Source organism: Candidatus Limnocylindrales bacterium (assembly GCA_035559535.1).
Taxonomy (GTDB): Bacteria; Moduliflexota; Moduliflexia; order Moduliflexales; family JAUQPW01; genus JAUQPW01.
The window spans coordinates 23,383-48,652 of record DATMBG010000045.1 but is presented as its reverse complement, the minus strand read 5'-3'; the positions used below and the strand labels follow the sequence as shown (position 1 = coordinate 48,652).

General features: G+C 47.8%; 17 protein-coding genes. All 17 read right to left on the bottom strand.

Translation table 11 applies throughout. The features are described 5' to 3' along the window. Window positions 1-29: 29 nt before the first annotated feature. Window positions 30-1,487, bottom strand: a complete 1,458-nt coding sequence (locus VNM22_17620) for an alkaline phosphatase family protein (GenBank protein ID HWP48979.1) — start codon at window positions 1,485-1,487, stop codon at window positions 30-32. Further along, entirely contained in the window at window positions 1,484-3,331 is a 1,848-nt protein-coding gene (locus tag VNM22_17615) for an alkaline phosphatase family protein (GenBank protein ID HWP48978.1), read from the bottom strand. The genes VNM22_17620 and VNM22_17615 overlap by 4 nt, the downstream gene beginning before the upstream one ends. Before the next feature lie 91 nt (window positions 3,332-3,422). Beyond that, window positions 3,423-3,614 carry a hypothetical protein gene (locus VNM22_17610; GenBank protein ID HWP48977.1) on the bottom strand — a complete coding sequence of 64 codons (192 nt, stop codon included), beginning with the start codon at window positions 3,612-3,614 and terminating at the stop codon, window positions 3,423-3,425. Window positions 3,615-4,437: 823 nt separating this feature from the next. Continuing rightward, window positions 4,438-5,802 (bottom strand): radical SAM protein, encoded by a 1,365-nt coding sequence (locus VNM22_17605; GenBank protein HWP48976.1) that lies wholly within the window; start codon window positions 5,800-5,802, stop codon window positions 4,438-4,440. A 927-nt stretch (window positions 5,803-6,729) separates the two neighbouring features. Next, on the bottom strand, window positions 6,730-8,277 hold the full coding sequence (locus VNM22_17600) for a hypothetical protein (GenBank protein HWP48975.1): 1,548 nt from the start codon (window positions 8,275-8,277) through the stop codon (window positions 6,730-6,732). Window positions 8,278-8,302: 25 nt separating this feature from the next. Then, the gene (locus VNM22_17595; protein HWP48974.1) at window positions 8,303-9,730 is read right to left on the bottom strand and encodes a flippase; all 1,428 of its coding nucleotides are present in this window, start codon (window positions 9,728-9,730) and stop codon (window positions 8,303-8,305) included. Window positions 9,731-9,818: 88 nt separating this feature from the next. Further along, window positions 9,819-10,844 (bottom strand): methyltransferase domain-containing protein, encoded by a 1,026-nt coding sequence (locus VNM22_17590; GenBank protein ID HWP48973.1) that lies wholly within the window; start codon window positions 10,842-10,844, stop codon window positions 9,819-9,821. A 63-nt stretch (window positions 10,845-10,907) separates the two neighbouring features. Further along, entirely contained in the window at window positions 10,908-11,879 is a 972-nt protein-coding gene (locus VNM22_17585; GenBank protein ID HWP48972.1) for a glycosyltransferase family 2 protein, read from the bottom strand. Between the two features lie 225 nt (window positions 11,880-12,104). Then, window positions 12,105-12,839, bottom strand: coding sequence for a PepSY domain-containing protein (locus VNM22_17580; protein HWP48971.1), 735 nt, complete (start codon window positions 12,837-12,839; stop codon window positions 12,105-12,107). Between the two features lie 611 nt (window positions 12,840-13,450). Continuing rightward, window positions 13,451-14,647: an SGNH/GDSL hydrolase family protein gene (locus VNM22_17575; protein ID HWP48970.1), complete on the bottom strand. Its 1,197-nt coding sequence runs from the start codon at window positions 14,645-14,647 to the stop codon at window positions 13,451-13,453. A 338-nt stretch (window positions 14,648-14,985) separates the two neighbouring features. After that, window positions 14,986-15,999, bottom strand: a complete 1,014-nt coding sequence (locus VNM22_17570; GenBank protein ID HWP48969.1) for a Gfo/Idh/MocA family oxidoreductase — start codon at window positions 15,997-15,999, stop codon at window positions 14,986-14,988. A gap of 128 nt (window positions 16,000-16,127) precedes the next feature. Beyond that, complete coding sequence (locus VNM22_17565; GenBank protein HWP48968.1) at window positions 16,128-17,201, bottom strand: SGNH/GDSL hydrolase family protein; 1,074 nt, start codon at window positions 17,199-17,201, stop codon at window positions 16,128-16,130. Between the two features lie 19 nt (window positions 17,202-17,220). After that, entirely contained in the window at window positions 17,221-18,675 is a 1,455-nt protein-coding gene (locus tag VNM22_17560; GenBank protein ID HWP48967.1) for an FAD-dependent oxidoreductase, read from the bottom strand. Continuing rightward, on the bottom strand, window positions 18,672-19,694 hold the full coding sequence (locus VNM22_17555; protein ID HWP48966.1) for a lysylphosphatidylglycerol synthase transmembrane domain-containing protein: 1,023 nt from the start codon (window positions 19,692-19,694) through the stop codon (window positions 18,672-18,674). The genes VNM22_17560 and VNM22_17555 overlap by 4 nt, the downstream gene beginning before the upstream one ends. An 8-nt stretch (window positions 19,695-19,702) precedes the next feature. Continuing rightward, the gene (locus VNM22_17550) at window positions 19,703-20,608 is read right to left on the bottom strand and encodes a glycosyltransferase family 2 protein (GenBank protein ID HWP48965.1); all 906 of its coding nucleotides are present in this window, start codon (window positions 20,606-20,608) and stop codon (window positions 19,703-19,705) included. Between the two features lie 119 nt (window positions 20,609-20,727). Continuing rightward, entirely contained in the window at window positions 20,728-22,200 is a 1,473-nt protein-coding gene (locus VNM22_17545; GenBank protein HWP48964.1) for a glycosyltransferase family 39 protein, read from the bottom strand. Window positions 22,201-22,290: 90 nt separating this feature from the next. Beyond that, window positions 22,291-25,260 carry a glycosyltransferase family 39 protein gene (locus tag VNM22_17540; protein ID HWP48963.1) on the bottom strand — a complete coding sequence of 990 codons (2,970 nt, stop codon included), beginning with the start codon at window positions 25,258-25,260 and terminating at the stop codon, window positions 22,291-22,293. Between the last annotated feature and the right edge of the window lie 10 nt (window positions 25,261-25,270).

Sequence of the window (25,270 nt, the reverse complement as noted above, 5' to 3'; positions counted from 1 at the left end):
AGACCCGAGGAAGATTTTTCCCGATGGATTTATCCAATGTAACCCAATCCACTTAACCGTTCCCGAATGATCTCTTCCTCCTCGGCTGAAAAACCTTCGTCAGTTATTGCGTTAGATACCTTATTGGCCCGCAGAGATTTTCCCTGCATGGAGGAAGGCACAGAATATCCTCCCAACTCTAACAGGGTTGGTGCCATATCTGGTAAGCGTACTTTCTCAATTTCACCCTGGAGAGGATTATCTGGTGCTACTAAAATAAAGCTCCCAAATTGCCCATGATTACAGTCATCCAGATGGGGATCATTGCCTTGAAGGTAAAGGGTCTGGTGTCCTACACTGTCCACCACACGCCAGGAAAAGCCACCAAACTGAACCAACAGGTCAGGAACTCCAGGCCTTACCTTTGTGTAAATCTCTTCCGGCTTAAGGACAACTGCTTCCAGGGATTTACCCTGGTCGTTTGAGATAGCTTTGAGTTTCCTCCTGATTTCATCCCGGAATTTCTCATAATTCGCTTCGGAGAGAGTCCCCCGAGGTTCCCGTCCTTTTACGTTAAAGAATAAACCTGCCGCATACCCCCCCTCACCACAAACCAGGGTCTTTTCCCAATTCACACTGAGCTGGTTAAAGGCGGTAATCTCTTGGGGATATTCATTGAGCACAAGTAAGCCTTCCCTTACCAACCACTCATTCAGACAGAAGCCACCCTCCAGCCGTTTTACACCATAACACGAAATCACCAAAATGAGGGTATCCTCACTCAGGAGATCCAGGATGGCTCCCAGTTCGTGATCCAGGTAAAGATAGTAATCACGAATGACTTCCTGATAGGGATTACCCGGCTCATGGAGCGGAGGTTGTGGATCATGGAATCTCCAAAAACCATGCTGCAAACGGTCCGGTCCGATCTCGACCCATTGAAAATAATCCCAATCTGTGTTCTGCAAAAAGTATCGGACCACCTGGAAATGTTTGCGACTCATGGTGTAAATCTCCTCCAGGAGCTGGTCTTTTTTATAAAAACGAGAATGTTTAACATCCGCCGGATAGGAGCCTATCAGTTTTCTAATCTGCTCGTTTACCGACGCCGGATAGGTATAAATCCCCTTATGGGGTAAAGGACAACTTACCCAAACACCCTTTCCCTCTTGGGGTGGATCCCATAGGGGTACTCCGATAAGGCAGGTTCGCTTCCCCTCCCGGGCTATCTGGTTCCAGATGGAAGGTTCCGATATGGGTTTTGAGGTAACGGGTTCCAGATTATTAGGAGAGCTATCGGTAGGCTTCTGAAGCCCCCAGGTTCCCAACGAGCCGGGGTCCTGGCCGGTAGCCATACACATCCAGGCCGGGATTCTATGGGGTGGAATAACAGTCTCCAGGCGACCATAACAGCCCGCTTCCATTAAACGACGGAAATTATCCAGGCGTTCATCTCCGAATAACACTTCAGGGGTAGCCCCATCGAGGCCGATAACTAAAATTTTCATATCAACAGAGATTCTCCTTCCATGGCCGGGCCTTTGGGAACTCCCAAGGCTGCAAGGATGGTGGGAGCCAGATCCATGAGACTTGCATTTTCCCCACGAAACGCCCGGTTCATAAACAATACCCCAGGAACCAGACAGGGATCGATAATATGATCTCCTCCCCATTTTTTTGTATTATCTTCGAAATGTCCTTCAGGTATTCCACCCAGTGCCGTAACCCAGGATACCCGATAACCCTCGGCAAAGTTAACCAAAAGATCCGGAGATTCCGAAGCATAGGGGCCGCTATAGACCTGCTCTCGGGTTACAACACTCCGTATGCCCACTTTTCCTCGAACCGGATCTCCCAGGCCCGTAAGCCCCTGGATAATAGCAGACTTCACGGTATCTGCTTCCTGGGCCTCTACAATCCCCTTTTCTTCTCGCCCCTTCAGATTCAAGTAAATACCTCCCAGACCCAGCGCATAGGCTTTTGTGTGATCCCAGTCCACATGACGGAAGAAATCACCAGCCTCTTTCCCCGGTTTAATTCCATTACGCAAAGCCAAAAAGCCATGGTCATACAACCAGGTATTCAGATGAATTCCCCGCTGAAAGCTGTTCATACCGTGATCACTGAGTACGATGAACAGGGTTTGATCATCAACGTATTGGAGTGCCTTTCCAACCACGGCGTCACAGGCGCGATAGTGCTCCGAGAGGACCTGTTTCATGTCAGCCGTTACATCCTTTCGATTAGCCGGATGCCCGCTTTCATTGAATCGCCAAAACATGTGTTGAACACGGTCAGGGGTGTCAAACAAACAAAAAAACCATCCTTCTTCCAAACGCTCCAGTTCATAGAGCATCATCTTTTCGCGTTCCCGTAGTACCTCTTCACACTGCATCAGGTAGGCGATTTCGTCAAAGCGTCCGTTGTTTAATCCTCCATGATCTTCCACCATTCCGGTAGTATAGAACGTTCCCAACCTGTTGGCCAACTCCCTGGCATACTCGGGAGGAGAACTGATGGGGAATAAGGGTCCTTCCGGGTCGAAGTTGACCGGTGAAGCATAGAGTTCAAACACCGGGTCTATGTGAATCAAATAAAAACGAACCATACCCCGTATCCCCTGCAATAACCCGGTTTTGAACTTTACTTTAAGCCAATCACTCCATTTTCCTTCATAGACCTCCAGTATTTTTGGTTGTCCCTCGGATTGAAGGATAATCTTCTTTGCAGAGGGTTCGAGACGGATGGTGATTTCGAACTGAAAGTTTGACCGGGTTTTGGGGTTACGGGGTCCTATAAGATAGGTGGTCAAGGGACCGGTTCCATTCCTCTGGACTTTTATTACATTCTCACTTTCCTGGGCCTGCACGTTCTCGGCGGAAGTATAAAACGTTGAGGTTCCTAATCCGCCTCGTAGATCCGGCACACCCATGCCTGCCAACATCCGTCCCCGAATATGATCCGGGGGATACGTACAGGGGAAACGTATCAGGATCGAGGGAATCCCGGCTGCCGACAGGAGCTCCCATAGCGGTACACCCCGTCGCAGGTTCACCACCTTAGGGGGTAAGTAGGCATTTTTCTGTTCATATCGATTGAGGGAGAAATTGGGAAGGTAAGTTTTAGGATCTCGACGAACAAAGTCAAAGATTCCATGACCACCTGGATTGGTACCGGTGGCAAATGTGGACCACGCTACAGGCGTTTGAGCCGGATACGTCGTGCGAACCCGTGAGTACCCCCCTTGACTTCTTAATTTCTCCAGGTTCGGTAATTCTCCGGCAGCGAGCATGGATTCTACGATCTTAGGTTCAAACCCATCAAGCCCGATAACAATAACTTTTTTGATCATCTTTCCTCAGAGCCGTTAATACTACTTCGCAGTAACCTGTTACTCGCTTAATTGCAAACCAGTAAGACCTTAGATTACACCAGACCGAAGATTATTGCTTTTTGGTGAAAAATTGCCAGGCCCTGCGGACCAGGTCGGCAAAACGGTGCCACCACATTAATAAGACACCGACTATGGCTCCCAAAGCTGAAGCCAGGGGTAGAAATTGATCTGGTCCGATGTAAAGGATAAAGGGGAGAATTTGATCCGATCTGGTATGGGATATTAAAGTAGGTAAAACCATGATGATAAGTCCTCCTCTGTATTGTTTTTTAGTTGTAAATTTCTACATGGTCCGATAGGGGCCGGTTTTAAATGCTTCTACATTCCCACGAAAACCATGCTAGAAAGCTTAGAGTTGTTTATGATCGTTGACTTAAAAAAAAGAATTTATCCCAGGTACTATATAAAAGTCAAGGTAAAAGGTGCCGTTGGTCACTGTAACAACTTAGTAGGTGTTACTTTTTTCTGTTTGAACACCCCCCCCATCCCCCCCTCCAGGGGGGACTGATACAGCGCTCTTACTGAAGTCCCCCCTGGAGGGCAGGGCTGTTAAGTTCTCTGAGAAGTACGGATAAGTCTCTTTGGATGAGCACGAATCTAAGGTGCTTCTCTGGGACTCACTTTATCAAAAATGTCAAAGACTTCCCGAAATACTTGAGAACTTAACAGCCTTGCCCCTGGAGGGGGGAAAGCGACTCCTATTGTCAAACGAGACGTTCAACCTACTAAACGATCAAGGCCTGTTGGGTCGCCACAAAACATGAAAATCGTAGGGCGATTTTCGCATGAAATGGTTACAGTTACGTACCTTTGCGCCTGTATCCGTTTAGGAGGTACCCTCCTTTGCAGAGGTGGAAAAATTCTGATACTTTATCCCTCGACTTTCATGGGAGGTTACCAACTGTTTGTTCCTGATGGGACTTTTCAGCTTGACCTGACCCATATGTCCATTCGTTCTGAGGTTTTCCAAGGACGGCCCTTCACATCAATCCGTTGCTTGCTCCCAAGGATTTGCCCTCGACCGATTACAGGATAAATATTTCCTAAGCTCAGGGATGCTCTTCTTAAGACATGACAAACGACCAAAAGAGTTTAAACTGATTCCCCAGAATATGAAACTGACCCTTCCGAAGTCGGGAAAAAACATAGGACGGTCGCAGGTAATACCGGAGATAGGCCTTGCGGGTCATGGCTTTAAGCTCTTCTAAGGTAAAGCGTCCTACCACAGCTTCCGGAAAAAGACTCTCATCGCTATAACGAACGTGGGGATCGTTCTTGACCTGCTCATAGAGTTTGGTTCCAGGATAAGGGGCTGCGATATGGAAAAGAGGATAATCCGGACCCAGCTCAAGCGCGAAGTTTATAATGTCTTGCATATCTTGATAATCGGATTCAGGGAATCCGATCATGAAAAAGCAGGCCGTTTCAATCCCGACCTTTTTAACTTTTTTCATTCCTTCCCGAATGGCCTTTATGGTAATCCCTTTGTTCACAATTTCCAGGGTCTTATCGCTCCCTGCTTCGACGCCGAAGTGGATCAGTCGACAGCCGGCCCGTTTCATGTGGTCCAGCAACTCTTCATCTACCAGATCGAATCGAGTTTGGCAGCACCAGTTAAACTGGTAATTTTGCTTTATCAGATACTTGCAGAATTCCATAACTTGTCTGCGGAGAACAGTAAATTCCAGGTCTATAAAATAGGCATTACGTATTCCGAAGTTCTTGATTCCGTACTCAACTTCTTGGATCAGTTTCTCAGTATATTTTCGACGTACCCCGGCTCCGTAGGTTTCTAGCAGGCAAAAAGTGCATTCAGAAGCACATCCTCGGGACATTTCAAATAAAGAGAAATTAGGTCCCATCACTTCATAATAGTAACGCTTCATGGGTAACAAATGAAAAGCCGGTAGAGGCAGTTCGTTGAGATTAACCGGCTTTTGATTTGAGTTGGATAGGATCTGATCCCCATTTTTGTAAGTAATTCCAAGAACCTGGGAAAGGTTTGTATTCTTGCACAGGTCGAGGACGGTTCGTTCGGGTTCTCCACGGATAACCGCCCGAGCTCGAGTCTCCTGTAACATTTCTACCGGTTTGACGGTTCCATGGCTTCCCATGACGTATACTTCAGGTACTACCTGGTTTAGTGTATGTACAGTTTTCAAGAACGGATTGATGTCCAATTGAGGGCACTGCCAGCGATCGAGACTGGTCGAAGTAATGAAGACTTTATCATACCCCATAGCCTGCCTGGCCACTTCTTGGGGACCGATTTGTTCAGCATTGGCGTCCAGGATGGCAACCTCTATACCCTCTTTTTCCAGTATTGCAGCACAATTGGCCAGATCCAATGGCGTCCAGGTTCGATTATAAATACGGCCCTTCTTATTTACCAGGTTTACCTGGAACGGATTTACCAAAAGAACTCTCATCTTTTATACCCCCTTTTTTAGGTTATACGTTTCTTCTATTACCCTCATGGGCCTCGGCCTGGCTTCATGGAAGATTCTTCCTATCCATTCCCCGCTGATTCCCCAGACAGATAAGCTGAACTTCTTCCAAGCCTGACAGGCCCATGCCGGTTGTTGCCTACCCCTGAACGGTATATTTCCATGCCTTTTGAATGAGAACACGACCTGTATCCCAGTCAGGAACTCAGCCTCTTAGCGGAATCGTCAAAAAAGAAGTAACTCCCTCGGAGTCAAACTTAATCATCTTACAATAAAGGTATTTAATCTCTCCGGCGTATCGTTTGCCCCTCGTATAGAATCCCGATTTGCTTAAACCTACATGACTTCTCTCTCCCTCACTCCCGGCCCCCCTACGGGCCAGGATAAGAAAATCAGCCCCGGCAGGGCGACCTGTTTAACAGACCACTCCTCAATTCCCCCGCCCCCCTTCCCCCCATGTACGGGGGGATATAGAGGAGTGGGGGGGGCTTCCTTCGGAGCTTGAAGAAAATTCTGGATGACTGGATCCCCTGACGTAAGTCGGGGGCTACCCGTTGTTCCCCCCCCCGATGGGACTTTTCAGCTTAACCTTAAAATGGCCTCCCTTCTCCCACAGCGTGGGAGAGGGGCCGGGGGTGAGGGCCGAGAACGACGCAATTTTACAAAAGGTACTAATAACAGAGAGTAAGTATTTTTATTCATAGGATATACCAGGCTATTGCGATTCTAACGGCTCTTGTGATGAATCTGCTGTTTTAAATTGATTTTACGCAAAGCCTATACCTTTTCGTAAAAAGTACCCTTTTTGAATTGAAAGAGATTTATTATCCGATGATTTTGTCTAAATAGTCCCTCCCCTTCCCTCCCCGTCCACGGGGAGGGAAGGGGAGGGAGCGAGGGGAAGGATTCTTATCTTTCGGAGGCGTCTAGTTTTTGGACCTTTTCGCTGGGGAGTTTAAACCGCCAGATACCATAAATCAGGGATCCCCATAACACAAATAAAGGAAGGGGGGACACGCCACCGTTTTCCAAAAATGGGGCATATTGGGCTGCCATTTTAGACAGGGTCGTCAGCCAGGGCAGTTGAAAACCCTGGAGGAAGACCTGAATAACCGAATCCAAAATGCCTGTCTGGAAACTCTGGTTGCGGACCATACTCATACACCAGGATTCTGCAAAGGCGAGGACGGCAAAGGTATAGACCCATATCCGGGGCATTCGTATCAGGACGGCAACCGTGAGTAAAAAGAGAAAGGGGATTACCGGGATTATATAGCGGATTCCCGTGTTCCATTGAAGTCGGGTGTATTGAACGCTTCCGAAGAACAGCAAAAAGGTTACAAAAAAGATCAGGGCAAACCAGGTTTCCCGGGCCGGGAGGATATTTTTCTTAAAGCGAGTCAGAACGGGAGCAAAAAAAGCAAGTAATAAAATTGGAGAAGCTATAAACAATCCAAATTGGGGATCAAACAAAAGTCTCCAGGTAAGTTCTTTGGTAGGCCATCCAACCCCTTTATAGCCAACGTCCATCCATTCCTTGGGAGCCATATGGTGTTGTGGCGGGTAGAAGGGGTTTCCAAAACAACTCCACTGATAAAACCAGAGCAGAGCTACAGGTCCTACAGCACCGACCGCATACCAAAGAGAGTCTTTGAAAGCCTGTGGGAAGGAGACCGAGTCCCTGCGTCGCAGGAGGCCATAACAACCCACTAAAAACAAAGCGATTCCACCACTATAATCACAGAGAAAAGCCAGACCTCCGAGAAGTCCTGCAAGGATATATCGGGATCGGACCCTGGAGGGGTTTCTTTGCTCCGGTTGCCAAAGGAGACTGAAGGCCATGAATGCGAAGATACCCACCATGAGGTTCTGATTAAGGTAGCCGGTTCTAAAAAAGATGGGGGTCCCCAGAGCATAGAGTAGGGACATTCCCAGGGAGAGCTGATTTGAAAGGCCTAATTTGCCCAAGGTGTTGAACATCGTGACGGCACCGAGGGCCGAAAGAGGTGCCATAGCAAAGGCCATTGTTACAAAACCTACAAGTCCGAATAGCTTATCCAGACCCCTTTCCCGAACCTGCTTGTAGAATTTAACCCGCAAGGGTCGAGGATCTTTGTATTCGGCAGATATCTCCTCTCCAGAGGGAGGTCGTGGCGCTGCCTTGGGATCATAGTGGGCGATCCGATGAATGATGGGTTTAAATATAAAGTAGGGGATGGCTCCTATCATAGAAGCCCCGGGGTTAGCGCCGTGATAGGCACCCCGACCGGGTATTACGAAAATATCCGGATGAAGATCTGCATATTTATCGAGCCGAAAGGAAAAATCATCGACGATACTCAAAACCAGATAATGTTCCCGCACAAAATCCGTTGCAAAGTGTAAAACAAAGATCATCCAGCAGGTCAAAAAAAGTCGAATTTGTATAGCTCGCAGTGATAAATTTGTTAAGTTCATCGCCATGTCCCCCGTTTAAGTTACTTTACCTGCTTCCCAGGGTCCGTGTACGGATATCGGTGACCAAACCCGGTTGTAAAAAAAGCAGCACCACCCCGTATAATACCACCGCTGTACCACATCCTATCCAGAAATTAAAGGCAGGTAACAGGGGAAGCAGGATTATCATTATAGCCCCGGCAAGTAGGGGTTTAAGTAAGTGAGGCCAGATCGGTATAGGCATAATTTTATGATGTACGAAATAATACGCCAGGACTCCAGTTAAGGCTTCCGAGCTTAACATAGTCCATGCAGCTCCCAGGGATCCGTATCGTGGAATAAGTAAGAGGTTAAAAATCGCCCCGGCACCGGTCCCTAGTGTGGTACTGAGGAAATCCAGGTTCTGTTTACCCAATCCAACGAGTGCGTAGCGGTAGTGGCTGCTTACCAGGGAAACCGGAACAAACCAGATGAGTACTTGAAGGATATAGATTCCCCGCTGATATTGGATTCCGTAAACAACGGGTATCAGTTGACTCGCAAAGAGGGTCACCATTGTACTCAGAAACCCGGTTGCCCAGGTCGTGACCTGAAGAGAGGTCCCCATGAGGCGCTGCAAGGTTTCAGAGGGTTGATGGGCACAACGGGCAATGGAAGGGAGCAGGTTAAAGAGATAAAGGGCTCCAAAGGTATTTAGGGCTAATACAATTCGGTGAGCAGAACCGAACCAACCAACCTCCTTACTGTCCATCAACATTCCAAGGAAGAGAGTAGAAAGATAAAGTTTAAGTGCCATCATCATCTGACTCAGGCAGATGGGTAGAGTCTGCCGAAAGAGGGAGCCCATAAAGCTAATATCAAAATGGAGTCGGAGTGGGCCAAAATAGTATCGAAAGAGACCGAGATTGAAGGCAACGGCACTGCCGGTGGCAACCACTTCGATCAGGGCTACAGCCCAGGTCTGTTCCGGTTTACGAATGAATAGAAAGACCCCGGCCGTAAAAATGAATTGCCGTACCAGGGAAGTTATAGCCACCCACTGCATCTGGTCATAAGCCTGAAAAACCCATTTCAGAAGTCCCGGTATTCCGAACAGGGTTAAACCGTAGAGCAGAACCACTTGTTTTACCAACCATGGTTTATCAATGATGCCAACCAGAATTGCCAATACGATAAAGGCTCCCAGAGATAGTAGAAACCGTGCCGTAAGGATAGATGCGGTGAAGTAGATTACGATGTTCTTGTCCTTAGCAACTTCAACTGCCCCATACTTATCGAAACCTCCATCCACGAGCAGACTGAAAACAAAAGCCACTGCTATGGCAAACTCAACGATACCAAAAGCATCCGGTCCCAGTACCCGAGCCAGATAGGCAAATGCCACCATGGTGAGAATCTTACCGAGGAGTTCCCCTCCGGATAAGATGATAAAATTTATGGCCAGATTAGGAGTTTTAAAGGTTTGATGACCCATGGGTGGAGTATTCTTTTAGCCGTAATCGACAATTTAAATGAATAAAATCACGCAAATTTCTGGAGCGGTATAAGGACTGCACCGGGCTTTATCTCTCCTCTTTCTTACATACCGCATAGAATAAAGGTCCCAGCACATAAAGCAGATGACGACTCACCGGCAGTTGTCGGGCTATATGGTATAAATCGATCCATCGATTCATCCATACCGAGAAGTGGACACGCTGACCTTCGGGGACATAGGGTAAGAAAATTTGGTGACGTTTAAATCCTGTCCTATCCAGCAATCGGGATAACCTCCAGAGGGAGAGGAGATTTCTCTGCGGGGGGATTCCTCCCTGCCGACGGACATAGGCATCGGTCCAGCGTCGGGGTAGGAATCCTCCGGCCCAGAGTCCGGTGTGGGGATCTGGTCCTAAGCTGAAACGGTTAGGGGTGGTCAGGAATAATCTCCCACCCGGTTTCAGGACACGATAGACTTCTTTTAAGGTTTGGGTTTGATCTCGTACATTTTCGATTACGGAATCCCCTGCTACACGGTCAAATACGGCATCTGAAAAGGGCAACGCTTCGGCACAGGCACACAGGAGGGGAATATCTAAACCGGCTTCGCTTAACCGCTTCTTTCCCACCACCAGCCAGCGAAAAGCAATATCGACTCCGACTAACCGGGTGAATTGAGGTGCTGCAGCTACCAATAAAGGAGCCGTTCCACAACCGATTTCCAGCAGGCTGGCAGGTGAGGTTTCAGGGTAAGTACCCGACTGGCTCTCCCAGGCCGCCAGGGCCGCTTTTGCTCGGGCTACTCCCGCCATAAGTCCTCGCTTATACTGACGTGCATGGTGAGGGGGTACCACCGAGGTCATGCTGTAATAGAAATCAATCAATCCGGAGAAGTCCAGGTCATTGAACCGCTCGGCTACCCGAAGGCCTTTGGCTCGATCCGCTTCCAGGTCGATATAAGGATCTGGAAAAATGCGCAGGTCTGGAATTTCTAAAATAACCGGATACTGCCTGTTACAAGGCTCACAACGCAATTCCTTCTGTCTATCACCCACTTCTTTCAGATCCCCTTTGCAAAGGGGACAAAAGATTTCTATTCCTTTGAAGATCATTAAAGCCTCTCTGTAAACTTCTAAAGTTTTTCAAAATCTCGAAGATTTTATAGCCAAATCTTCTTATCTTGTAGGTTCTTCGACGGCCTTTCTTGTTCCCTGGGTTAGGGGAGTCAATGAATCTCCAGGTCGACCCGTCAGATATCCTACCAACTCACCCCAGGACCAGACGGTCGTCATAAATCCAATCATCGGAAGGGCCCGGATAAATTCATCCAGGTATCGGCGTTTACGGAGAACATGGAACATCACACGCCCCGTCAGGAGAAGGGGTAAGGGAATAGAGCAAACCGCATAGGATAAACGCTGAAGCAGAGTCATTGAAGCCACGCGCGTACTGGCGAAGAGACGACCGAAGGCGTAGCGTTCTCGGATTGCTCTATGAAAGGTTAAACTACGTTGCTGGCGTACGAGGATTTTAGGAGATAGCCAGAGTACCTTACCCTTCGCCTGCAGGGTCCAATTTACAGATGTTTCATGAAATTCAGTGGCCCATACCGAAGCAATCGCTTCTAAGTCTTCACGCTTATAGGCTACATTACAGTCGGTAAGATAAGCTGAAGGGCCCTCAGGTACCGGATTCGTATAACGACTGAAATCACAGAGGTAGATAGCCCAGTTGAGGGTCGTATCCGGTTTTTCCTTATCAACGGCTCCTCCTACGGCGGCATAGGGACCCCGGTGGGTTTCTAGAATCCGGGCACACCAGTCCGGGTCTGGAATACAGTGGTCCTCGGTCAGTGCTATGATCCTTCCCCGTGCATGATGGAAGCCCAGCGCCCGAAGTTCTGCATAGGTACGATGTCCTTCGAGGGTCAAGAACTGTACCTCAGGAAATTCTGCACGGAGCGTCGTTATATCTCCCAGACTTTCATCGTGAGGTACAAGGATCTCAAACACCGGTACGCCTGTTTGCCGGGTTAATGCCTTTAGACAACGAATGAGGTAGCTTTTTCCTTGTAAAATAACTACAACTACCGTTAATTCAGGTCTGGTCGGAGCCGACTTGAATTCGGAAGAATTTTTGTTTTTCATGATTTTTCTTAGCCAGGAAGAGGAGTGCTTTGTATAGTTAAATTTGAATAATCATTTTGCCCTCATCCCCGGCCCTTCTCCCCCTCCCTCACCCTCCCCGTCCACGGGGAGGGAAGGGGTGGGGGCCATATAATCAAATCGAGTAGCTCATCCCTTTTCAGTGTTCGAACTCTACCCTCCAGCCTCGATACTCAAAGTCCTCTCCTCGGAGCGTCAAGGATTCGTTCATCCGTCTGATCCCCTGGTCTTTTCATCAATTCTCCAGCGCCTGGGTAAAGCCAGATAGTAACCAACTCCGATGGCCAGGATTCCTGTTGCAGCCAGCAGAGACGGTAGAATTTTCAGGATTTTCTTCTCTTCCGTAATAAATTTAAATTCCTCGAAAAAGTGGAACCTTTCGATGATGGCCCTCATCCGATTTAGGCGATCTCTGCGAACGACTTTTCCATCGGTCATCGAAACATGATAAAGAACAGAGGGATCCTCCTCGAAGGCAATTCGGTACACTGGTAATGGTCCTGCAATATAAGAAAAGTCATGCCGATCGATACGCTCGATTCGATAAACCCGGCTCTCTGAAGGAAAAGCGTCTCGGGCGATCTGCTCGGCAAGCTCAGGGGTCATGGTAAATATTTGACCGGATCGGGCGTCAACGATTCGGGGGCCATAAGCTTTCATCGAGACCTCATAGACGATTAAATTTAAGATCCGCTTTAAGGTAACCCTTTCCACTTCCGGAGAGGTCCCAGGAAGGTTGGCCAGAACCGTAGCCACAGCCTCCGTAGGGGATATGGTAATATCCTGGAGATCTGTCGGTTTTAGCGTCCATTCACGCGGCGACCACATCGGTGATAGAGAAGGTAAAATCAAGGAAATACCACTCACGGCCTGTACTAAAAGGAACAAACCTCCCGTAATTCCCAACCATTTATGAATTTGATATAAAGTTCTCCGTTTCATCTCCTTCTACTTAAATTGTAATTTAGATCCTATTCTCAGAAATAAACCGGCACGAAACATCATTCCTGTTCATTCCAACTTGTAGTACTTGGTTTTGCTTAACTTTTAAGTGGTCCTCACCCCCGACCTCTCTCCCACGCTGCGGGAGAGGGGAGTTGGAGCATAGGTGCCAGGTTAAGCTGAAAAGCCCCGTCAGGGGCGAACCGTGGGTAGCCCTCGACGCAAGTCGGGGGATTCAGTCATTCAGAATTTTTTCAGCTCCGAAGGAGCGGCCTGTGAAACGGGTCGCCCCGCTGGGGCTAACCTTCTTATCCTGGCGTGTAGGCCCCCTAATCCCCTCTCCCGAAGCTTCCGGAGAGGGGGTTTATCAGAAACCGGCCCAAAGATCCTCTCGCGCCCCTCTCCGCCCCCACCCCTTCCCTTCCCCCCCCCCGTCCACGTGGGGAATTCCCCCGCGAGCGGGGGAAGAGGAGAGAGGGGCCGGGGGTGAAGGCAGAGAGTAAATAGCGTTTTGTACAGAATATAAACCGGCAATTCCTGTCATATCGGGTGGTTCTTATCTGCCTGTTGGCAGGCAGATAGCTACCTGCCGGATTTATGATGCACGGGATTCAGAAGAAGGTTTGATGCGTTGCCAGGATGGATTTAATGGCATCCAGGATCAAATCTGCAAAGGCCTGTTCTCCTGTTGGGTTAAAATGGCAGTCATCCACGAGGAATTCCGGTCGTGAAAGGGTTGTATTGGCATCTACCAGAGCAACTCCCCACTTCCTGGCAACCATTCTCGTAATTTCATTGTTCCCGACCACCCAGTTAGAAATCACCGGTAACGTTTGTCGGTTTCCTCTTAGGACATCGGAGCTATATCCTTTTGGATAAAAAGGGATGGTAGAAAGGATAACCCTACCACCTTGTTCGTTTGTCAGTTGAATCTCCTGCTCAAGATTACGACGGAAGGTTTCGGTTCGCCGATAATCCCTTGCATTTTGCAATAATTCCTCATCTGTGGGAAGATTTTCATATCTGATGGATCCATAGGCCGGGTTTTCCTCACGTTGAGAGAATCCTAAGCGTCCCCGGCCCGATGTTGCAACAAGCATAAAGAGATGCGAGACCCGAAAGAGTAATTTATAGGTATAGTTGCTATTACGGAATTGATACCCTACCTTACGATAGTGACTATAGTCCTCCTGGTAATTGTTAAATAGCTGAGGAAACACTTCGTTTCGACCATCGACAATCACTACGATATTTGGATGTAGAGTTAGTACCCGCAAACGGAGATTAATTAAGGTTTCTCTGGAGTTCCAGCCAGGTACACCGGCATTCAATACCTCAACTCGACGACCTGGAAGTAAAGTATGCAGGCGGTTTTCCAATTGAACGGCAGAGGTTTCTTCATCACTCACAGCAACTCCATAGACGGTTGATGCACCCATCAGTACAATTCGCAAGGTCCTAGGTGGTTTTTCAATGGAAAAGGAAGGACCCCGAAAACCATAGCTGTTATGTGAGAATCGACCAGAATGAAAATTCGGTTTCAGCATATATCCCAGGATGGGATGGCTGGTAAAGCGGCCCCGATTTTCCGTATGATGTGTAAGTTGGAATACTTTCTCTGCAGGCCAGTACCAGGCAACCCACACCCTGGCAATAAGTTCAAGTCCCAGCAAGGCAATTCCACTACTCCAAAGAAACCACCCCGGCCATTGTAACCAGAGCCTCTGACCGGTCCGTTTTTTTCCCTCTTCGTTGGTGGGCATACGCGCCAAAATAAGACTTAACTGGGAGCGCGACGTCTGCATCACCCCCCTCACCCCCTGTCCCCCTCTCCTCAAGCTTGAGGAGAGGGGGACAGGGGGTGAGGTAGGGGCTGAAAAGCCCCGTCAGGGGGCAAACAATTGGTAGCCCTCAACTTTCGCCGGAGAATTCAGAAATTTAGAATTTTTTAAGCTCCCTGGCAGCGCCTTGTTAAAGAGATCGCCCCACCGGAGCTAACATCCTTATCCCGGCGCTTATCGGAGCCGAGGGTGATGGAATCACCATAAGGAATAGTACTTACGGAGCTTTTAAGGATTTATCAAAATTAACTTTACAAGGCATAGTTTTTCTTACCATCCGGCTGAAAAGTCTAAAAAATTTAGAATTAACCTTCCAGGAAAGTACGAGATGCTGCATAGGCTATCTCCACGGCTCTTAAACCATCATAACCGGTGGCTAATTCTGTTCGTTCACCCCGGATCGCCCGGGAAAAGGCTTGAAACTCCTGAATAAAGCTCCGAATCACGATCCAACGGTACGAGCGAAGATGTTCCTGGATAAAAGTTAGAGGAAAGAAGTAAGTTTTTCGCCGTATAGGCCCCCCACGTTCCGGGGACCAAAGAACTTGAGTTAACATAGGGAAACATCGGGTCCGAATACAGCCTCGGGTTCCGTAAATTTCAATTGAAAGACGATATCCTCTCCATTCCGTCCAGCTTGCCTGGAGAGAGGCGATTTTTCCGGTGGTACTGCGAAGAAGGGCAAAGCCATTATCTTCACAGCCCTTGAACTCCCATACCCCATTGGTAGCAAATCCCTTGACTTCTGCCACTTCCCCAAGGAAATAGCAAGTCAGGTCGATGAGATGAATGCCATTATCCCGAAAGGCCCCCCCTCCCATAATTTCGCTCTCATGCAACCAGGATTGATTGTGTTCTGCAGCAGAATATCCGGTATAACTACGGATATGATCCAGCGTACCGATTATTCCGCTGTCCAGAAGCTTGCGCGCTTTCTGAATAGAGGGATAGAATCGATAATTAAATCCTGTGGCCAGGAACCGACCACTCTGCTTTTCTACTTCGAGAATACTCTGACATTCATCGGGGGTCCGGGCCAGGGGCTTCTCACAGAGTACATGCTTACCCGCTTTCAGTGCTTCCCTGCACATCTCGGCATGGAAGTGCGGAGGAGTTGAGATAATGACGGCCTCCACTTCCTCCCGATGAACCAGAGAGCGCCAGTCGGGTACTACTATCCCACCGTAATGGATAGAAACCATTCGGGCTCGATCCAGATCAATATCACTGACGGCTTCTAGCCGGAATTCCGGCACCTGCTTTAATGCTGCTGCCCGTAATGAGCCAATTCCACCACATCCAATAAGTCCAAATCGCATGATGAAAAATTTTTGCTTCCCAGATAGGAGTATGGGAGTAGGGAAGTATATTCTCCTATACTCCTACACCCCCATACTCCCCTACCTCCACACTCCCACATCCCCATACTCCCCTACTCCCCTACTTCCTATTTTTGTTGGGAAATCATAGAACGGGTTGGAACCAATTGCTCCCTTTTAAGAAACAGGGCTATTTTCTCGGCCACCAGTTCTCTTCCCTCTCGGGTTAAATGAATCTGATCTTCCAGGAGGTGTTTTTTTCGATCTATATCCGGAAATAAATCTAGCATAGGGATACCCAGCCGTTCACAAATTGCTTTCAACTTCTGTTGGGGTTTGGTTACGTAAGCCCGGTCTCGCGCCAGATAGTCTTCCCGGAGCTGCTCACCAAACGGAAATACAACCAAAAATACACGAAAACCATGGGTCTTGCCGAGTTCTACCATCTCCTTCAGTTGGTTTTCAATGGGAGGCCACGATTCATCCTTCCAGGCTGTTCTAAAATCCGGTCGATAATCAAAGGTGAAGCCTTCCTGCGTTTTCAGTTCGATGAGACTCTCAAATATACTGAGCTTATGCCGTAACCATACAAGAAAATGACTTTTGCGTGCAAGCTGGTAAGCCGTACTGTCCACCGAATGAACGGCTTCTTCTGTAAACTCATAGGTATCACTCACAATTTCCCCATTTTCAACCTTAAACTGGTGGAGAAATTTATGAAGGTCATTTAAACAAAAACTTACGCCTATAAGATCGGGATTGAATTTTAATCCGTATTTTTTTAAATAAACAAGTTCCTGGTAATTGGTATAACCCTTTATTCCGGCATTGATGGTCTCTATGGGTACAAGATCAGGGTCTTTATGGAGGTTAGTTTCTAGTCGTCCCACGTAAGTATCTTCAGGGTTATCCCCATAAAAAGGGATGGAATCCCCCAGGATTAAAAGTCTAAATTTTGTTTTTACAGGATCAATGGGTCTATTTCTCAATCCATCTGAGTTAAGATCTTCATAGTCAGGTCGTGGTCGGTATAAAAGGTCTTCATCATAGATAGCCCAGGGTTTAGAGGACTTGTGCATCCAGTTGCTTAACCCTTCGATTCCACGGAATCCCAGTTCTAAGACAATAAAAAAAATTATCAGACTCATGAGAGCCAGACTTACTTTTGCCAACAAATCCTTAAGAATTTGCGAGGTTTTCATTTCACTTTCCCCTCTATTTTTAATCCTCTACCACGTGGGTTTCAAAAATATTTCGATACCTTCGCCATTTTTCCTGGTCAAAATCACCCTGTTCATTTAGACAATCCACGGCGGAGTAAGCCATGTATAAGGCATGGTGGGTATTATCATGGGCAAACAATCCTTGACGGCCAAAGGTTAATAAGCCTCCGATGCCCTCAAGGTAATGATCCAGAAGTTGAAAATACCTTTCAAAACCTTTTTGATAGATGGGATAGGCATGTTGAATTCGACGTGTGAATACCTGCCGGATAGGAGCCGTAACAGGTATCTTTGCGGTACTCAAGGCTTCCAGGACCATTCGACCCAGGTCTTCATCTTTCATCCCCCAAACCTCCTGGGAGGTTTCACAGGGTAATTCGGCACATAAAGCTGTCAGACCAACAGGTTCCACCGCGTTGTTATAATTTTTAGGTTCAGAAATCCGCGTAATAGGAATTTCCGGTTCTGGAAAATAGTGGGCATCGAATTCACTGAATCGATCCTGTTCCAGCACCAGATAGATAAGGATCATCGCTCTAAACCTGATTTTTTTGGCGGCCAGAATGACCTCCTCCTCGGGCCTGGGTTGCAGGCTTTGGATAAGTATATTTAGAGGAAGGGTAGACCAGACGTAATCAGCCTGTAAAGTATGCCGGGTCAAAGGGTCTTTATAGGTAACGGCCTTAACCCGATCCCCTTCCCGGTATACCTCCTGTACCCTGGCGGTGAGGATAATTTCGGCCCCTTCCCGGATAGCTGCCCGGGAGAGGGCTTCGGATATCTGGCCGTAACCCCGTCTGGGATAGTAGAAGTATGGACGATTACCTTCCCGCCCCGTGGATGGGGAGGAGTTCCCTAGTAACTTTGAAAAAACTTTCTTAAACATCTTTCCCAAAGAGTTTGCAGCAATCCTTCGCCGGGCCTGAACATCGGATATTTCCTCGGGAGCTATTCCCCAGATCTTGCGGGCATAGGGGAAGTAGAAATCCCGACAGATGGTTTTACCCAACTGACCCTCCAGCAGGGAAGCAAATGTTTCATCCCGATCGGATTTTTCCTTTGAGGGAGGCAGGATTTTCAGGGACGCATCGGTCAGGACACCCAGAGCAAATCTGAGTGGCAGCTTCATAAGAAGATCCAGGGGTTTAAGGGGAAAGTGAATCCATCTGTTTTTTAGACGGATACGACCGTGTCGAGGTCGAAGCAACAAATCATTTCCCAGTAACTGTTGAAGGTCTTGGAGTATCGCCGGGTTACAGGCCGGATGAAGGCGGTGACTTCCGTAATCCAGATACAATCCTTCCACTTCGAAACTCCCTGCATTTCCACCCACCCGATCCCGTTGTTCCAATACCGTAACCCGGGCTTTTTTGTGTCGTGCTAACTGGAATGCAGCCCCTAACCCGGCAGGTCCGGCCCCTAAGATAACGATCTGAGGTTTTGGCTTTGTCATATTTTTTTATGGGAGATACGCCAGGCCGCCCGAACATCTGACCTTGAAGTATTTCTCTTCAGGAGAAGGTAGAGGAGCCCCCCCATTCCCCCTCCGGCGACCAGAATGGTTTGCCAGAGTAGACCTAATCCTACAGAACTGGAGGCCGGGATCCCAAATCGCCCCAACAGGGTTACAAGGGCTATCTCACGAACACCCAGACCACCCATACTGATGGGCAGCGAAGCCACCAGTTTCGACAAAGGCCAGATGAGAAACCAAATCGATCTGGCCAGGTGAATGCCACAGGCTGCTCCCAAAGTGGCAGCTAACAGAACAAAGGCTCCTTGAACACAGGTCGCTATACCGAATCCGACCAGAGCTCGCTCCGGATTTTTGAGTAAGTGCCGGATGATTTGACGACAGCGAGTAATCCATAAGCCCAGTCGAACAGGTATGCTTTTCGGGAGTGGAAGGAGGAGGAAAAGCAGAGTGCAAAGGGCAAAGCCGAACAGGAAAAATAAAGCCCAGGAAAGGACCCTACGATCTTCCGTTGTTACGGCTCCGGGTGCTGACCAGATACCCAAAAACATCAGAAACGCCAGAGAAGCTATATCCAAAAATCGGTCTAAAACACTTCCCAAAAGAACGGCTTCTGTACGGGCGGGGGGCCTCCCGCCCCTACTTTCTGCCTTTCCATTGGGAAATCCCATGGCCATAGCGGCACGAACAATGTCTCCTCCTGCAATTGAAGGCAGACAAAGATTTGCAAACAGTCCGGCAAAGTAACAACGGGCCGCAACGAGGAAAGGGAGCTTGTTTTTTCCCATGTTAATCAAAAGACTCCATTTAACCACCCCCAGCACATGTCCCATCATAAACACCAGAATTGAAAATATCCATAGCCCGGGCGAAACCTGCCGAATAGCCTGCCAGAGGTCGGAAAGGGGCAACTTTACCAACAAAAACCCAAGAAGGGATAAGCTTATAATAATTCGGGTGGAAGGTTTCTGCCATATTTTGGAAGGAAAAGCACCCATATTAAGTTTTATCGTTTCAACCTTGAACCAAGTCCGACTTTTGCGATTTGATCCGCCAGAAGGCCTAAGGCCCAAACAATGAAGGCTCCTAAAAATCCTGTTACAGCCGTTTCAGATAGATTTTCAAGAAACAGATCATAAATAAACTTGGCAACTCCGATCAAAAAAAGTATCAAGCCCAGGGGTAGAAAGACCCGTAAGGGATTGAAATAAACAATGGTTCGTACGATAAGAAGTGAAAAGTGGTATGTATCGACGGGTCGGATCTTGGATTGTCCGACCCGGCGATAATATTCAATGGGGTGGTAGTATACCAGGTAATCATTACAGAGAAGAGCCAGGGTAATGGTGGTTGTAAACGAAAAACCCGAGGGCAAGATGTAATAAAACTGCTCTACTACGGCCTTCTTCATAACCCGCAGACCTGAATTAAGATCGGGTATAGGTTGTTCCGCCAAATAACTGGCCAGTTTTGTCAGGAACCATTTAGCCGGTTTTCGAAGGGAGGGGATCTGGGCATTGGGGCCTATCCTTGCTCCAACGACCATATCATATTCGGGAACCTTGGCCAGGAGTTCCGGAATCGCCTCGGCGGGATAAGTACCATCTGCATCGATAATAACAATATAATCGGACCTGGCAGCCGAAATACCAGCCTTAAGCGCAGCCCCATACCCTCGGTTCCTGGGAAGTCGAATCAGTTGTACCTCGTACTTGCTTGCTTCCTCTGCCGTACGATCCGTTGATCCATCATCCACGACAATAATCTGGTAATGCCAGTCTGTCTGGCCCATAACAGACCGAACTTTCTGAATCTGCTCTGCAATCGCTTTCTCCTCATTATAAGCAGGAATCACAATACAGACCGTAGCTTCCTGATCAGAATTTTTACTTTTCAGAGAATCTTCTTGCATAATTATGGAGTAGGAGCACGGCGCCGCCGTGCCCCTACAAAGGTAAATTAAAGTGCCTGAATGAGCCAAAGCCTTGGAAGTTTCTTTAACTTCAGGCACTTTAGTACACTTAAAATACTTTAGCTAGCCTTATTGGATTTGCAAACGTAAATTTCCCCCCCTCCCAGGGTACCCGGAAATATTTTAACCGGGGTGAAATCTTTAAAAATGGCGGCCATAACTTCGGGGTATCGAGATTCTACAAAGATGGGAAAGGCATAAATTAACCACGTCTCCGGGGCCTGTGCGCGAATTTGATTTAGCTGCTCGACGGTGGTAATGACTTCCCAATTTTTTTTATAATACTCCTCATATACAACGGCGGCTAATCCCACCGTTACCACGAGATCCGAAGGCTTTCTTACTTTCTCGACAAAGTTCATGGCTCCTTCATAATCCTGTTTGGGATATTGATAGGCAAAGGGTAATGAAGCTAGGGATAACCCGATGAGAAGACCAATGATGGTTGATCCAATTTTCATGCCATAAATTTCACTATTCTGACCGACCTGTAGTCCCGCGATTAATTTCCCCACGACCATGGCTCCACGAACGGCGATAAGAAGGATAAAGCCCAGAGTGTAAAAAAAGAATCGCGGCCAGATGTTATGCTCCAGGAGTGTTAGCGGAACAGCCCCCAGAAGCCCTGGAAGAACCAGCAGGGCAAATACCTTTCGATTCTCTTTTGCATAACTCCAAAGCCCACAAGTAAAGAAAAAACCGGCTACTAAGAGTCCTAAAACCCCCAGAACTCCTTTGGCAAAACCAACTTTTAAACCACGAATTGCTTCGGATATAGCCCAAAAAACCTCTGTCCACTGAGATGGAATGGTTCCACCACCTCCAAAATGGGCAACCATTTGAGGTAAAATCGGTGCATACAGGAGTGCTGTGAAGAGTCCGGTTAAACCAAATCCTATTAAGGGCATTTTCAAATCGGTCTTTACCAGTTCCCCTTTATTCTTATCGGAGTAAAGCTGCCAAACGAAAACAATGGCATGACTCAGGAGTACAAAAACCATGGTGAGATGCGTATAAATTCCCAAGGCCATGGCTATCCCATATCCGATCCAGAGGTTGATCCGATTCTGTTGCAAACCTCGAAGGAAAAGATAAGTACCCACGAGAGTCCAGAAAAGAAGTCCTGTATATCCCCGTGCATTTTGGGAAAACCAGACATGGTGATAAGAAACCGTCATCAGGGCGGTGGCCAGTAAGGCTTCCCATCTGCTGGTTATGGTTTTTCCCAAAAGATAAAGTGCCGGGATACTGGCAACCCCAAAAACAACTGCCGGTAAGCGAAGAGACCAGATATGTTCACCAAACTCTACAATGGAGAGATGGGCGAGTACCGAGTAAAGCATGTGTTGATTTTCTGAAGTATACGTGGTTAGAAGATCTCGCAGAGGTAACCGGATAAACCGGACCAGAGCTATGATTTCATCATACCAGAGTCCCTGATTCAGGTTTATGAAGCGTAATGTCAGACCTATCAACGTGAGAAGAATTACGATAACACCGGACTTTGCCATGATCGGTTGTTTACTTTTCATAGTTTGTTGGATTTTGTTTATTTTCCTTCACCATCTTGAGACCAGGTTCTCGACTAATCTCCCACCATGGCGAGGGGGAACGATGACCCGTTATTTGGCATATACGGTGATGACCCCGGGTTCAGGAATACTTGCCTGAACCGTTTGATTATCTGTAATGGTAGTATCGGGCCAGTCTACATCATACTGATTGAAAGTGGTATACTTAATGCCATAAGTACCGGCGGGCAACCCTTGAATAGAAAAAGAACCTCCGGCGGTGGCTTTAACCACTACTACATATTTACCATCGGTATTAATAAAAGCCAGGGGATCGAAGATGTTGCTGTAAGTTGTTGCCTGTATTCTCACGGCACCGCTTCGAATATATTTAAAATACTGGCGCAAGAACCTGGCCCGGCTTCCCAGATTTACAATGGGATGATCGGGATTGCTCGTATCAACCCAAAAATAACGGCCTCCGGCATCTTCGCCGGGTCCCGCTAAGGTATATTGGCCCCAGGCTGAATTTCTTCCTATTTTTAGATCTTTATGAAGATCCTCGTATCCGCTTCCAATATGTTCCAGCATGGCGGTATTAATCTTATATTGTTCTGCTCTGCCGGCGATGGTATAAAGATTGGTATCTGACACGCCACCGTAGCGATGATAGGAAAACTCAGATAAATAAGCCCGGACCCCAGGCACGCGCATCATTTCATCGAACCAGGTAATGGCCTTTGCCATATTGGTATTTGAGGGAGCAATGAATTTAGGATGGAAACCATAAGCTTTAAGGCGATTACCTGCCGCTACCATGGCCTGACCTATTTGTTTTCCAGACCAGTGAGAGTTTTCAGGTTCCAGGGTTACTTCTACGGCATCGGGTACCCAGCCGTATTTATCCTGAAGATGCAAAAAGGTTGCTAAGATAAATTCGGCATATTCTTCCGGAAAATCTTTATGTTTAAATTTGGAAGGTCCGAAGTCAACATAGGTAAGATTAATGTAGAGTTTTTCTCCCCTGTCTTCTAACCTCTGTTTTAGAGGAAGCACCATATTATCCACCCGGGCATCTAATTCCGTGAAATGAAATCCGTTTGGGTTAATGACAAAGGGATCCTCGTTATCATTTATGACCTGATAACGGACCTTTGCCCAGTCTTTATAAGACATACGTCCGGCTACGTGTTCGGCCCCATAATCTACAGGATTTTCAAGCCCGCTGGTTATCTCTAAGCGCACGCGGTTAATGCCCAATTCATTGACAGCCAGATCATATATCCTGTCTTTATATTTATGCATCGGACTATGGGGTATGAAGAAACCCGATTTAATCGTTGTGACTTCCCAACCTGTGATGGTTTGGTAGGTTACGGTTGGATTTAACTTAATGGTATGATCTGTATCTTCCCGAAGAAAAATACGGATGGGTGGGTTGACTGTGGGATAATCCAGGGGAGGTCGGTGGAGCCATGGGAACAAAGGCGGGGTCTGGAAATAAGCGACCTGTTGATAACCCAGGGTACCGTTGAGCAAGCCTTCGTAAATTTGAGGAGGACAGGTATGACTATAAGGAACTCCCGGTGGACTCGTATGGTCTGGCATTATGATAATGAACTTGGGTCTTTTTTCTTTCCACTCCTGGAGGATCTCCTGTACGGCTTTTTCGTCAACCCGGGGTCGTACATCCATGCCATAGTAGCCGATGGCCGCCTTCATGATAACTCCGGGTTTGAGGGGGGGATTCTTTTGAGAGGATCCAAAGTAATGGATAAGATCGCCGGGTTCTGTACGTGACTCTAACCATGCTCCTGCCGCATAACGGGAATCATAGATCATTTCATAGGTCAATTCTATTCCTCGTAGAAGTCCTGTGAAGAGAATTCCTCCTGCAAAGAGCGTAAAGATCAGTCGGGTCACAGGCGATGAAGAATTCCAGGTGTGTACCACCGTTCGCGCCGGGAAAAAAGCCAGTAAAAATCCCATAGGTAGTAAATAACGCATCTGGGCCGATCGTACTGACAGGAACATAAAAAGCAGGTAGGAACAGGCCGGTAAAGCCAGCAAGGCAGCCTTCGGCTCACGTCCTAGAACCCATAAGACGCTCAAAGTAGCCAATACAAGCCCGGGTAGTGTCATGATATCGACGAGGTATTTACCCATCTGCCTGGCGTATTGGAGATTTCCTTCCAGGGTATAAGGGTAGGTGAGAGCGACCGGATGGTCTCCCGTGGAAAGGTCTTCCACACGTTTATTAAGATACTTTACATGTGCAAAGTATCGTTCCGGATCTACAAAAAGACCACTTCCAATACCCAAAGCTAAAACGGCTGCCAGGAGTCCGGCAAGGGGCGCCTTCCAGAAAGCCCAGGACCATCCTCCCCCTAACTTCTTTGCGTCTTGTCCATGGAGAAGCAACAGGACCGGCGGCATTGCCAGAAAGGCTCCGGCTGCGGATTCTTTGGTCCCCAGAGCAAAGCCAACAAAAATACCCAGGCTTATGGCTCGCCGAACCGTAAGGCCATAGATAAGGCATCGGGTAAAGGCCGCCGTAGCCAGTGCAATGAAAAACAAGGTCGGTACGTCCACGTTACCGGTGCGAGCATAGTAAAACATGGGAAATACTGTCATAGCGAATAAGGCGGCAAGAACCCCTACCCGCCGATCCCATACTGTACGACCTATATCATAGGCTGCTACAACCGTTCCGACACCCATTAACATCGAAACAAAATGGGCAATCCCACTGAGTATCTTCAAAGTGCTTATGGGGTCTGACAAACCATAAGGATATACGGCCGTAAGGGTGGTGAGTTTATTTGTCAGCCCTAGATAAAGGAGATAGGGTGAGTAGGCGATTACAACCAAGAAAGAGTACATCAGGGGATAGCCGAGGTTACGATCAGGCTTGGGCCGAATAATATTATGAACCTCTGCAAGGGGACCTAAAGGTGTTTCATCGTCCACCCCCCAGGAGTGTACTCGATCCGGCCCCGTGGCATGGGGTGCGCCCCACCAGACACCTGGTAAATAGAGTATCAAGGCCAAAACGGCGATCAGAAGCAAATAACGATCCATAAGGTGTTGG

What these genes read in the sequence shown, in the direction of transcription:
- VNM22_17620 (HWP48979.1), bottom strand. Translation starts at nt 1,487, where the DNA reads ATGAAAATTTTAGTTATCGGCCTCGATGGGGCTACCCCTGAAGTGTTA.
- VNM22_17615 (HWP48978.1), bottom strand. Translation starts at nt 3,331, where the DNA reads ATGATCAAAAAAGTTATTGTTATCGGGCTTGATGGGTTTGAACCTAAG.
- VNM22_17610 (HWP48977.1), bottom strand. Translation starts at nt 3,614, where the DNA reads ATGGTTTTACCTACTTTAATATCCCATACCAGATCGGATCAAATTCTC.
- VNM22_17605 (HWP48976.1), bottom strand. Translation starts at nt 5,802, where the DNA reads ATGAGAGTTCTTTTGGTAAATCCGTTCCAGGTAAACCTGGTAAATAAG.
- VNM22_17600 (HWP48975.1), bottom strand. Translation starts at nt 8,277, where the DNA reads ATGAACTTAACAAATTTATCACTGCGAGCTATACAAATTCGACTTTTT.
- VNM22_17595 (HWP48974.1), bottom strand. Translation starts at nt 9,730, where the DNA reads ATGGGTCATCAAACCTTTAAAACTCCTAATCTGGCCATAAATTTTATC.
- VNM22_17590 (HWP48973.1), bottom strand. Translation starts at nt 10,844, where the DNA reads ATGATCTTCAAAGGAATAGAAATCTTTTGTCCCCTTTGCAAAGGGGAT.
- VNM22_17585 (HWP48972.1), bottom strand. Translation starts at nt 11,879, where the DNA reads ATGAAAAACAAAAATTCTTCCGAATTCAAGTCGGCTCCGACCAGACCT.
- VNM22_17580 (HWP48971.1), bottom strand. Translation starts at nt 12,839, where the DNA reads ATGAAACGGAGAACTTTATATCAAATTCATAAATGGTTGGGAATTACG.
- VNM22_17570 (HWP48969.1), bottom strand. Translation starts at nt 15,999, where the DNA reads ATGCGATTTGGACTTATTGGATGTGGTGGAATTGGCTCATTACGGGCA.
- VNM22_17565 (HWP48968.1), bottom strand. Translation starts at nt 17,201, where the DNA reads ATGAAAACCTCGCAAATTCTTAAGGATTTGTTGGCAAAAGTAAGTCTG.
- VNM22_17560 (HWP48967.1), bottom strand. Translation starts at nt 18,675, where the DNA reads ATGACAAAGCCAAAACCTCAGATCGTTATCTTAGGGGCCGGACCTGCC.
- VNM22_17555 (HWP48966.1), bottom strand. Translation starts at nt 19,694, where the DNA reads ATGGGTGCTTTTCCTTCCAAAATATGGCAGAAACCTTCCACCCGAATT.
- VNM22_17550 (HWP48965.1), bottom strand. Translation starts at nt 20,608, where the DNA reads ATGCAAGAAGATTCTCTGAAAAGTAAAAATTCTGATCAGGAAGCTACG.
- VNM22_17545 (HWP48964.1), bottom strand. Translation starts at nt 22,200, where the DNA reads ATGAAAAGTAAACAACCGATCATGGCAAAGTCCGGTGTTATCGTAATT.
- VNM22_17540 (HWP48963.1), bottom strand. Translation starts at nt 25,260, where the DNA reads ATGGATCGTTATTTGCTTCTGATCGCCGTTTTGGCCTTGATACTCTAT.